This window comes from Protofrankia sp. Cas8 (assembly GCF_963555845.1).
In the GTDB taxonomy this organism is placed as follows: domain Bacteria; phylum Actinomycetota; class Actinomycetes; order Frankiales; family Frankiaceae; genus Protofrankia.
In genome coordinates, this window is the sequence record NZ_CAUVXI010000188.1 from 1 (window position 1) to 10,844 (window position 10,844).

Below are 10,844 nucleotides of genomic sequence, written 5' to 3' on the forward strand. Positions count from 1 at the left end.
CCGGGCCGCCTCGGTCTCGTCCCGTGCTTTCTTCAACCACTTTCCCAACGTCATCTCGTGGACGCCGATGTTCCGGGCGACCTCAGCGGCTGAGCGGCCCCCATCAACGACGAAAGCTACCGCCTGCGCCTTGTACGCCTCGGTACATGCACGGCGTGTCGAGCCCATATCTCGCGCTCCCGATCAATCGGGCAGCTTTACCGAGTGTCCACTAAAGCGGGTACGGTCCACTCTCGCACCGCCATTGCCGACCTCCTTAGCAGCCGGACGCTCCTGTCCGATTGAGGCCCGGCCTGACTTTGTCCTGAAACCACCCGGCCACGAATGATCAGGGTTGGGGAGCAGGCGCTCTCTGGTGACGACAGCCTGTCGATCGGGCCGACTCACGCTGGACTGAATGCTCCAGCAGCGGGAACAGCGCGCTGACGGTGGTAGTGACAATACCAGTCCCGCGACTGAGGCAGCAGGCAGCCGGGCGCTGCCGATACCGGCACATCGCCATCCTGGATCAATCAGGAGAATCGCGGGAAGCTGAACCCACATCACGATCGGCACCTCCCGGCCTTTCCGACGGAGCTCCGATGGTGCGGCTCCGATGGTGCGGCTCCGATGTTCTGAAGCGGGTCGCAGCGGCGATCCTCCACGCAAGGAGGCCGAGTTGACTGAGCTACGAACCTTCCACCTGCCCGAATCCGTCAACGGGACGGAATCCGACATCGTTCTGGCGCGTGCGATGATGCAGGCATGGCGAACGGACGGAATTTTCCAGGTCGCCACGAGCCCGGCCCAGGACCAGAAGACCCAGGCTGCGATCGAGGCGAGCAGACGCTTTTTCCGCATGCCCATGACGGTCAAGTCCGGGTGCGTCAGTGATCTGACCTACAGCGGCTACATCGCGTCCGGGGAAGAGGTCACGGCCGGCGAGGCAGACTATTCCGAGATTTTCACCGTGTGCAAGGACGTCGCTCGCGACGATGCCCGCGTAGAGGGACAGTGGCCGTGCCACGGCCCGGCCCCGTGGCCTGACGCCGACTACCAGCGGAGCATGCAGGCGTTCATGGACGAAGTCGGTACGTTCGGTGAAAGATTACTCAAACTGACCGCTCTGGGGCTGGGAGCGGCTGACATCGACGCATTGACACAACTGACCGACGACGGCTGGCACCACATGCGGGTGCTGCGCTTCCCCGCCGCATCGGCGCAGACCGCCCGGGGCATCGGCGCCCATACCGACTACGGACTGCTGGTGATCGCCGCCCAGGACGACGTGGGCGGACTCTACATACGTCCACCCGTTGCGGGCGAGCGGCGGAACAGGAACTGGCTGGCGGACGAAAGCGCGGCGGGAATGTACGAAGATGTCGATCCGTGGACGTTCGTGAAGCCGGTGCCGAGCGTACTGACGGTGTTCCCTGGTGACATTCTTCAGTTCCTGACGAACGGACTTCTTCTTTCAACCCCGCACAAGGTCAGGCTGAACACCCGGGAGCGCTTCGCACTCGCCTACTTCCACGAGCCGAATTTCGAGGCCTGCGTCCGCCCGTTGTCCGGCCCGACTTCTGATTACATCCACTATGGCAGTCATTTCACCAACATGTTCATGCGTAGCTATCCGGACCGGATCACCACGCGTCGGATTCTCGAGGAGGACCGCCTGTCGATTCTTGCCCGCATGCGAGGTGAAGCCGAACGCCTGACCGCTGGCAGGGAAATGGTTGCACCATAAGACGACCGTACCTGCAACGAGGCATCCGGACGGTACGAGGACAGGTACCAGGACAGGTACCCGAACAGGTACCAGGACAGCACTGTGGAGGCATGGGATGGTGGCGTCCGGAAACGACCGGGTCGACCGTGAGGGAAACTGGGCTCAGCGGGCCGAGGCCCAACTGCCGACCCGGCGAGCGGAGGAGGAGATCCAACGCCGGCTCGCTCACGGCCTGGCGGGCGCGCCGACGATCACTGATCGGACGATTCCGACCTTCGCCCGCGGCGAGATACCGCACTTCGCCGGTGAACGGGGCACATTCTTGAAATGCCCGTACATCGAGGACGTACACGACGTCGCCGACGCCGAGGTGGCAGTCTTCGGGGTTCCTCTGGACGCTGGGACGACATACCGGCCGGGTGCCCGCTTCGGCCCGCAGGGGATCCGGCGCTCGACCAACCTGTTCGGCACCTACTCCTACGAACTCGGCGTCGATCTGCGCGAGCAGCTCAACCTGGTCGACATCGGCGATGTGTTCACCATTCCCGGCAACCTGGAGAAGTCCTTCGACCAGATCAGCCAGGCAATGGCCCACGTCGTGCAACAGGGTGTGATGCCGGTCGTCCTGGGCGGGGACCACTCGATCGGATTCCCGACCATCCGTGGGATGGCGCCGTACCTGGACGGCAACATCGGCATCATTCATTTCGACCGCCACGTCGACACTCAGGCAAGCGACCTCGACGAGCGGATGCACACCACGCCGTGGTTCCACGCGACCAACATCGCCAACGCGCCGGCCACCAACCTGGTCCAGATCGGCATCGGCGGCTGGCAGGCGCCACGGGCCGGGGTCACGGTCGGCCGTGAGCGCGGCACGACCGTCATCACCGTCGGCGACGTGGAACGGGTCGGCATCGAGAAAGTCGCCGAACTCGCCCTGGAGACGGCGTGGAAAAACGCCAAGGCCGTGTACCTGTCCTTCGACATCGACGTGATCGACGCCGGTTTCGTCCCCGGAACCGGTTGGCCCGAACCGGGCGGTCTCCTGCCCCGCGAGGCCCTCAACCTCGTCCGCATGATCTCCGAGCCCGGCCTGGCGGGCATCGAGGTCGTCGAGTGTTCACCGCCCTATGACTGGGCCGAACAGACCGCGCTGCTGTCCAGCCGGGTGATTCTCGACAGCCTCGCCACCCAGGTCCGGGCCGGCAAGCTCGGTCGCAAACCGGCCACCGCCAACCGGGAGGCCTGGGGGCCCTATCCAGACAGCGTGCCCCAGCACCCCTGACCAGCCGTTTAGGACGGCATCGGCCGGTAGCGTTCGGGTCGGCCGATGCGAACATCGACTCCCGGGGAGTAGTGCACCAGGGGTTCGTCCCGCGGCTGCGGAAGTCCGGCCGCGGCGACGAGCCTGTCGTCGAGCACCACAGCCTTGGCCCGGTGCATCGGCCACGGCTCGTGCCATGCCCGCGCGAAGCGGCGCCGGGTACCGGCCGCGCTGAACAGGATCCACCGGGCCGTCAGGAAATGGTCCCGCTCGTCGAGGTCACCGGATCCGAACGGCTCACCGATCCGGATCGTCATCCGGCTGGTGGCGCGCGGACCGGGCCACCGCCGGGCGCAGGTGTAGGAGATCTCGTCCGGGGTCTCCACCAGCCGCATCGACGACCAGAAGTAGGGCAGCCGGTAGGTGGTGCGCGCGACGCCCACCGCACCGAGCCGGGCCGCGTCCAGAGAGAAAAACCAGATTCCCCGCCGCCCTTCATGATCATGAACGTAGGTACGGACGTTGGTTTCGCAGAAGGTCGACGCCCACGCCACCCCGTGCCCGGCCGCGGTCGCGACCCGCATGAAGAACGGCACCAGGCCGACCCATGCCGCCCCGTCGTAGGTGTCGACCCGCAGGCCGCCCGGAAGAAGCTGCTGTACCACCGCCGGATCGAAGGGCCAGTGCACGAACGTCAGCCGCTCCCAGCGCTGTCGCATGATCGGTCTTTCCACCGTGAAGGGACACGACGCACCGAGCCCGGCCATCCCCTCCCCGACCATCCCATCACCGGCATCTGGGTCGTCGCGCTGCATGAGCCCATGATGGCGGGATATCAGGCTTTATCCCATAGCCGATGGTTAGAAAAGCGACAGATACCCCGTACCGGCAGCGGGCAGGCTATGATCCCTTTTTGTGATCGTCTTACTGATCGTCCTGATCGTGATCGCCGTGCTGGTGCTGCTCACCTCGCTGAGAACAGTGCAGCAGTACGAGCGGGGGCTGGTGTTCCGCTTCGGCCGGCTGCGGCCCAAACTCCGCTCCCCCGGTCTGACATTGGTTGTTCCGTTCGGCATCGACCATATCGTCAAGGTCAACATGCGGATCGTGGCGATGTCTGTGCCCACCCAGGAGTGCATCACCCGGGACAACGTGACGCTTACCGTGGAGGCGGTCGTCTACTTCCGGGTCATCGACCCGGTCAAGGCGATCGTCAACGTCGAGAACTACACGTTCGCCGTGACTGAGGTGGCGCAGACCTCACTGCGTTCGGTCATCGGCCGCAGCGAACTTGATCAACTTCTTTCCGACCAGGAAAGGGTGAATGCCGAGCTGCGTGCGGTGATCGACGAACCCACCGAGAAGCCGTGGGGAGTCAAGATCGAACGGGTCGAACTGAAGGACCTCGCGCTTCCCGAGTCGATGAAGCGGTCGATGTCGAAGCAGGCCGAAGCCGAACGGGAACGGCGAGCCCGTGTGATCACGGCTGAGGGTGAGTTCCAGGCGTCCCGGATGCTCGCCCAGGCCGGCCGGGTGTTGGCCGCGGATCCCAGCGGCCTGCAGTTGCGACTCCTGCAGACCGTGGTCGAGGTGGCTGCGGAAAAGAACTCCACGCTGGTGATGCCGATTCCGGTCGAGTTGTTGCGGTTCTTCGACCGCGTCGTGCCTGTCGCAGACCCAACCAGCACCGCAGACCCAGCCGACGCAGGGTCGGCGCGTTCGGGTGCGGAAAGCGCGTTACGGCTTTCGTCCGACCGCGCAGAACTGTGACACCTCGGCCGCACCCGCTTCGGCGGAATCCGGCCGCCACCGCGAGCACGACACCACCCCGGGCTCCAGCAGCTCCAGGCCGTCGAAGAAAGCGGCGATCTCCTCGCGGTTACGCAGAGTCATCTGCGATGAGCCTGCGTCGTTCCAGAGCCGGACCGCTTCCTCCATCGCCTCGCCGTGGACCTCCGCGCTCGGATGAGCGACCACCAGGTAACTACCAGCCGGTAGTGCGGCAAGAAACGTCGCGACGCTCGCCCGCGCCTGTGCGGTGTCAACGACGAAGTTCAGGGAGCCGAGGAGCATCAACGCGACCGGCCGGGTGAAGTCGAGCGTGGCCTGCGCCGCCAGCAGGATCTTCTCCGGGTCGCGCAGGTCGGCATCGACGTACTCCGTTGTCCCCGACGGGCTGCTGGTCAGCAGAGCGCGGGCGTGTACCAGCACGATCGGATCGTTGTCCACGTAGACGATCCGGCACTCCGGCGCGAGCGCCTGTGCGACTTCGTGCGTGTTGTCGGCCGTGGGTAGACCGGTGCCGACGTCCAGAAACTGCCGGATCCCCGCCTCCGCTACGAGATAGCGGACAACCCGGCCGAGGAACGCCCGGTCGGCGCGGGCGGACATCACGAGGCTGGGCATCACCGTGAGGATGTGCTCGGCCATCTCACGGTCAGCCGCGAAGTTGTCCTTACCGCCGAGCCAGTAGTTCCAGACCCGGGCCGAATGCGGGATCGACGTGTCCAACGACAAGAGGGCCTGGTCAGGGGCCTCGGAAAGCTCGGACATGACGCGGCGCCCTTTCGATCGATATCCCCGGTCAGCCGACAGTGTAGGGCCTCTCCGGTGGATATCGGCCGATCGGGATCAGGTTCGCGGGGCCACACCGATCGGCCGCACGGATCCCATCGCCGCGGCTTGGTCCACGGCATCGACATCGTCCGAGGCTTTGTCGACCTTCGCGGCCGCGCCGGCGTCCGCCCAGCCTGCATGATCAGTTTCTTCGGCGGCGCGGCGGGCGTCGGCGAGGAACGGGCCGCCACCACTGGGGTCGAGCACACCCGCCTCCGCCCAGCCGAACCTGCCGGTCAGGACCTGCTGCGCGGCCCGGAAGTTCTCGGCGTCGTCGTTACGCCACAACGCGTCGAAGAGGGCGTCGACCCGCCGCCGGGACTGCCGGCAGAACAGGTCGGCCAACTCGACGGCGGTCGGCTCGCCGTCCCGCGCCAGCATCTGCGCGCGGACCACGGACGCACTCATGGCGAACAGTTCCGCGCCGATGTCGACGATGCGACCGAGGAACATCTGCCTCTTTTCCATCCCGCCCTTCCAGCGGCTCATACCGTAGAAGATGGAGCGGGCCATCTTGCGCGCGGACCGTTCGACGAACCGGAGATGGCCTGCGAGCGAGCCGAACTCGGCGAACGAACGGGGGTCAGTGCCCTCCCCCACGGCGAGCCGGGGCAGCCAGCGGGCGTAGAAACCCGCGGCGCGCGCGGAGGTCCGCGCCCTGGCCGACAACGGGACTTCGGTGTCGATGATGTCGCCGGCGACCGCCAGGTGGGTGTCGACGGCTTCCCGGGCGATGAGCAGCTTCATGATCTCACTGGAGCCTTCGAAGATCCGATTGATGCGCAGGTCGCGCAGCATCTGCTCGGCCGGGACGGGTCGTTCGCCCCGGTTGGCCAGCGACTGGGCTGTCTCGTAGCCACGGCCACCGCGGATCTGCACCATCTCGTCGGCGACGAGCCACGCCATCTCGCTCGCGTACAGCTTGGCGAGCGCGGCCTCGATCCGGATGTCCTTGCCACCTTCGTCGGCCATCATCGCCGACAGTTCGACGACCGCCTCCATCGCGAACGTGGTCGCGGCGATGAACGCGATCTTCTGGGCGATCGCCTCGTGCCGCCCGATGGGCTGACCCCACTGGACCCGCTCGGCGGCCCACTCACGGGCGATCCGCAACGCGTATTTGGCGGTGCCGGCGCAGACCGCGGGCAACGCCAGCCGGCCGGTGTTGAGGGTGGTCAGCGCAATCTTGAGCCCCTCACCCTCCCTGCCGAGCCGGTCCTGCGCCGGTACCCGTACCCGATCGAAGTGAGTGACACCGTTCTCGATACCGCGTAGCCCCATGAACTCGTTGCGGTGCTCCACCGTCACACCTGGTGCGTGGGCATCGACGATGAAGCAGGTGATGCCGCCACGATGGTCCGCGGACTTCGGTACGACCGCCATCACGACCAGCCGGTCGGCGATCACACCGTTGGTGGTCCACAGCTTGCGCCCGGACAGCTCATAAGCCGTGTCGTCGTCCACGGGGACCGCACGCGCGCTCATCCGGGCCGGGTCGCTTCCCACGTCCGGTTCGGTCAACAGGAACGCGCTGATCTCGTTGCGGGCGACCAGCGGCAGGTAGGTGCGCTTCTGCTCGCTCGTGCCGAACCTGCGGACCGGTTCGGCCACGCCGATCGACTGGTGCGCCGAGAGCAGCGTCGGGATGGACGAGTGCCAGCTGCCGGCGAGCGCCAGCGCACGGTTGTAGTAGAGGGTGCTCAGGCCGAGGCCGCCGTACTCCTGCGGGATCTTCATACCCAGCGCGCCGAGCCGCTTGAGTCCTTCGACGACATCCGCCGGGATGTGACCGTCCCGCTCGATCGCCAGTGGATCCACGTGCTCGCGCAGGAAGGCCGCCAGCCCGGTGAGGAAGGCCTCGCCCCGGTCGTGGTCGGCCGCCGGCGGCCGTGGATGCGGTGAGATGAGATCGAGGCGGAGGTGACCGAGGAACAGCTCCTTACCGAACGACGGACGCGTCCATGCTGTCTCCCGCGCGGCTTCGGCGGCCTTACGAGCATCCCTTTCGTCCACGTGTGGCATATTCAGCTCCCCAGGCTCAGCAGATCTGCTACGCCTTTACTTCCCCGTCCCGGGCGATCTACTTTCTGTCGCACACCGCAATCGCAGAGCGACTATTCAACCCGGATCGGCCGCGAGGTGGCGTCAACAGCGTTGACTACACTGTGGGTACCGACTACGAAGCAGATCAAAGGAGACCGGTGGAGACGGCGCAGCCCCGCCACACCCGCACCCCCCGTGGGACGTTGTCCCAGCAGCTTCTGCTCGACACCGCGATGGAGATCGTCGACATCGGCGGGGTCGGCGGCTTCAGCATGCGAGCGCTCGGCGCCCGGCTGAACATCGACCCGACCGCGGTCTACCGGCACTTCCGCACCAAGAACGAGCTCCTGGAGGCGCTGGCCGACCGGGTCGTGCGCGGTGAGGAACCGCTCCCCCACACCGACGACCCGCACGCCGACCTGCGCGAGACGTTCGCCCAGCTGCGCAGGTCACTGCTGCGCCATCCGACCCTCGCGCCGATCGTCCTGCGCCGGCCGCCGGGCGGCGAAGCCAGCTGGGATCGGACCAACCACGCGATCGGCCTGCTGCGTGACGCCGGCATGCCCGACCATGATGCGGCGAACGCCTTCCAGACGCTGCTCTTCTACACCCTCGGTCACGCCCTGACCGAAGCCCGCCACACCGCGGCGACCATCGCCCACAAGGGTCCGGACGCCACCGTCACCCCGGTGACCGCGATCAGCTCGGCCGCCGCCCGCTACCCCCACCTCGCCGCGGTCGCCGACCACCTCGCCGGGGCGATGGAAACCCAGTTCCACGAGGGTCTGGGCCTCATCCTCACCGCACTCGCGATCTGACCGCCCAACGCCCCAACGCCCCAACGCCCCACCCCAGTTGACTTCGGAACGTGTTCCGAAGTATTTCTGAAGACAGCGCAGTGGAGCGCGGTTCACGGCTCGGCCCGCCCGTACAGGGTGTTGACATCAATGAGGCGGACATCGGCCCGCTGGTCTGCGAGAAGCCGCAGATCGGGACTGAAGCCGGTCAGCGAGAAGATCGCGAGGACGGCGTCGCCTGTGTCGTGGCCGTCCTCGGCCAGAACCGCACGGATGCGTTCGAGTCGGGTGAGGTCACCCGGAGTGCGGCGCTGGGCGGTCGCCTTCGCCTCGCCGATCAGGGCGATACGGACGCCTCGTACGCGGGGCCGCTCGCCCGCCGCGAGCGCCAGCACATCCACCTCGTGCCTGGCGCGTCCCGCGCCGTCGTGCACGGCCGCGCTGCCGACTATGCCCAGCGGCTGCCCATCGAAGACCTCCCGCGTCGCGAAGAGACGCGTCCAGGTCCGTGCCAGCTCCTCGACGTGCGGGCCGAGGATCTGCGCCGCGAACGTCGCGGTGGACGCCTGCCACACCGCGGCGGCCTCGTGACGTTCCAGCAGGTCACTGTAGGGCACTGTGATCAACTGGTTGAACCTGATGATCGGATCTGTCACCGTGATGACTGTGTTCCGCTGGCGCAGCATGTCCTGATCACGTCGCAGGTAGCCCGCGGACTCCAGGACGTCCAGTGCATGGGTGAGCGCTGTCCGCTCCCGCCCGATCATACTGCCGATCTTTGCCGGGGTGCCCGCACCGGACGCGACCGCGGTCAGGATGTCGTAGTAGAGGGTCCGCCGGGTGATGCGGGGATCCTCGCGGAGCAGGTGTTCGGTCTCGCTCCGCGTGAACAACCCAAGATCTGGATCAAGCAGGTTCTCCTGTACCCACGAGCCGAACTGCTCGACCGTGGCCGGGGGGTCGTCCTGCACGAGCTGGCGGTAGCCGGGCGCACCGCCGAGAACAGCGTGCAGGCGCAATGCCACTTCCGGGTCTGCCACTCCCCACAGCGCCGCCGCCTGACGGTAGTCGAACGGACCCAGCCGCATGTCCAGTGCCACCCGGCCGCGCAGTGCCCGGGACCCCGAGAGCAGCTCGGTCATCACGCTCATCGCGGAACCGCACAGAATGAGCCGGCCACCTGGAGTCCGCCCCAGTTGCGAATCGTCGTACAGGTGCTGGAGAAGCGACGGGATCTCCGGGGAATGGTCAAGGAGGTAGGGCAGCTCGTCAATGACCAGGAGCGGAGCCGTCCCGGATGAACGATGTCGCTCCACGAGCTCCAGTGCGGTCGTGAGGATCTGCTGCCAGTCGTCCAGTTCAACCGCGGATGCAGGCAGTCCGGCGAAGCGGGCGAGAGCGGCCGCGAACCGCCGCTGCGCCGGCCGTCGGCCTTCCTCCTGTACCGCCGTCACGTACAACCCGCCCGCCGCTTCGGTCAGGGCCCGCAGCAGGTAGGACTTGCCGTGGCGACGCCGTCCTGACAGCAGGCCGATCCGCAGGGCCGGTTCCCCTCGTGCGAGGAAGCGGACCAGCGTGGCCCACTGCTGATCCCGGTCCATGACATATGCGGGCTTGTCCACATCCACCATTCTGTATGTATTGATCTATACAGAACAGTATAGGTGCGGTTGACATCGCACAGTGGGAAGGTGACCCGTGCGGTGAGCGCTCACCCCTCGTCAGTGGCGCGCCACCCGATCCGGTCCACGTCGACAGCCTGGCCGTCGTGGGCAATACCCACATGCCCACCTGGCGCGTACGATCAGACCGAGCTTCGACAGTGACGCCGGGAGGCCAGCCATGACGTTCGTGTCCGTGGGGTTCCGTCTCGTCGGCGAGGTATCCGCTGACGAACGGTCCCGGATCGCCTTCGGGCGGGTCGGAGTCGAGAAGGGTGCACGTTACGCCGTCGCTGTCAACGACGACGGCGAGGTTCTCCTCACTCCGCTGACTTCCGTCCCCCGCCGTGAACTGATCGTCTGGGAGAATGAACAGCTCCGCGACGGTCTGGCCCGCGGCCTGGAGCAGTCGGCCGCCGGCCAGACCGTCGACCTCGGCTCGTTCGCCGCATACGCCATTGATGACGATGACAACGAGAGCCGGTGAACCCGCCACCCTACCTGCTCCGCTTCACCCGCGAAGCCGCGGCCGTGCTCTCCGACCTCACCAAGGACGAACGCAAGCTCCACAAAGTCCGCCGGGCGCTCGGGCGCCTCGAGACCAACCCACGGCACCCCGGACTCAACTCACATCCGTACCGGTCGCTGCACGGCATCGGCGGCGAAACCGTCTGGGACTCCTACATCGAGAACCACACACCGTCCGCCTGGCGGATCTTCTGGCACTACGGGCCTGAGCCCCGCACGATCAC

The 10,844-nt window shown here is 66.6% G+C and carries 11 protein-coding genes; 6 read left to right on the forward strand and 5 right to left on the reverse strand.

Annotated elements, in window-relative coordinates; genetic code table 11:
- A partial coding sequence (locus U9977_RS27175; protein WP_416210728.1) for a transposase occupies positions 1 to 168 on the reverse strand: 168 nt, incomplete at its 3' end.
- Positions 169 to 658: 490 nt separating this feature from the next.
- On the opposite strand from U9977_RS27175, the gene U9977_RS21350 reads away from it, so the two are divergent.
- Together U9977_RS21350 and speB are read left to right on the forward strand one after the other, a co-directional pair.
- Positions 659 to 1,726 carry a 2-oxoglutarate and iron-dependent oxygenase domain-containing protein gene (locus U9977_RS21350; RefSeq protein ID WP_322751068.1) on the forward strand — a complete coding sequence of 356 codons (1,068 nt, stop codon included), beginning with the start codon at positions 659 to 661 and terminating at the stop codon, positions 1,724 to 1,726.
- A gap of 97 nt (positions 1,727 to 1,823) precedes the next feature.
- Positions 1,824 to 2,996 (forward strand): agmatinase, encoded by a 1,173-nt coding sequence (speB, locus tag U9977_RS21355; RefSeq protein WP_322751069.1) that lies wholly within the window; start codon positions 1,824 to 1,826, stop codon positions 2,994 to 2,996.
- An 8-nt stretch (positions 2,997 to 3,004) separates the two neighbouring features.
- Here speB and U9977_RS21360 read toward each other — a convergent pair whose 3' ends face one another.
- Complete coding sequence (locus U9977_RS21360; protein WP_322751070.1) at positions 3,005 to 3,790, reverse strand: DUF2071 domain-containing protein; 786 nt, start codon at positions 3,788 to 3,790, stop codon at positions 3,005 to 3,007.
- Between the two features lie 100 nt (positions 3,791 to 3,890).
- Between U9977_RS21360 and U9977_RS21365 the strand changes: the two genes are divergently transcribed.
- On the forward strand, positions 3,891 to 4,745 hold the full coding sequence (locus U9977_RS21365) for a slipin family protein (RefSeq protein WP_322751071.1): 855 nt from the start codon (positions 3,891 to 3,893) through the stop codon (positions 4,743 to 4,745).
- Here the strand turns inward: U9977_RS21365 and U9977_RS21370 are convergent.
- On the reverse strand, positions 4,713 to 5,528 hold the full coding sequence (locus tag U9977_RS21370) for an SAM-dependent methyltransferase (RefSeq protein ID WP_322751072.1): 816 nt from the start codon (positions 5,526 to 5,528) through the stop codon (positions 4,713 to 4,715). The two genes, U9977_RS21365 and U9977_RS21370, sit on opposite strands and share 33 nt — an antisense overlap.
- Positions 5,529 to 5,606: 78 nt before the next feature.
- Positions 5,607 to 7,613: an acyl-CoA dehydrogenase family protein gene (locus U9977_RS21375; protein ID WP_322751073.1), complete on the reverse strand. Its 2,007-nt coding sequence runs from the start codon at positions 7,611 to 7,613 to the stop codon at positions 5,607 to 5,609.
- Positions 7,614 to 7,792: 179 nt separating this feature from the next.
- On the opposite strand from U9977_RS21375, the gene U9977_RS21380 reads away from it, so the two are divergent.
- Positions 7,793 to 8,452, forward strand: coding sequence for a TetR/AcrR family transcriptional regulator (locus tag U9977_RS21380; protein ID WP_322751074.1), 660 nt, complete (start codon positions 7,793 to 7,795; stop codon positions 8,450 to 8,452).
- A gap of 92 nt (positions 8,453 to 8,544) precedes the next feature.
- Here U9977_RS21380 and U9977_RS21385 read toward each other — a convergent pair whose 3' ends face one another.
- Positions 8,545 to 10,062 (reverse strand): AAA family ATPase, encoded by a 1,518-nt coding sequence (locus U9977_RS21385; protein ID WP_416210727.1) that lies wholly within the window; start codon positions 10,060 to 10,062, stop codon positions 8,545 to 8,547.
- Positions 10,063 to 10,273: 211 nt separating this feature from the next.
- Here U9977_RS21385 and U9977_RS21390 point away from each other — a divergent pair, with 211 nt between their 5' ends.
- Together U9977_RS21390 and U9977_RS21395 are read left to right on the forward strand one after the other, a co-directional pair.
- A complete protein-coding gene (locus tag U9977_RS21390) occupies positions 10,274 to 10,579 on the forward strand; it encodes a hypothetical protein (RefSeq protein ID WP_322751076.1) in 306 nt (101 codons plus the stop codon).
- The coding region (locus U9977_RS21395) for a hypothetical protein (protein WP_322751077.1) at positions 10,576 to 10,844 on the forward strand (269 nt) is incomplete at its 3' end. The genes U9977_RS21390 and U9977_RS21395, both read left to right, overlap by 4 nt.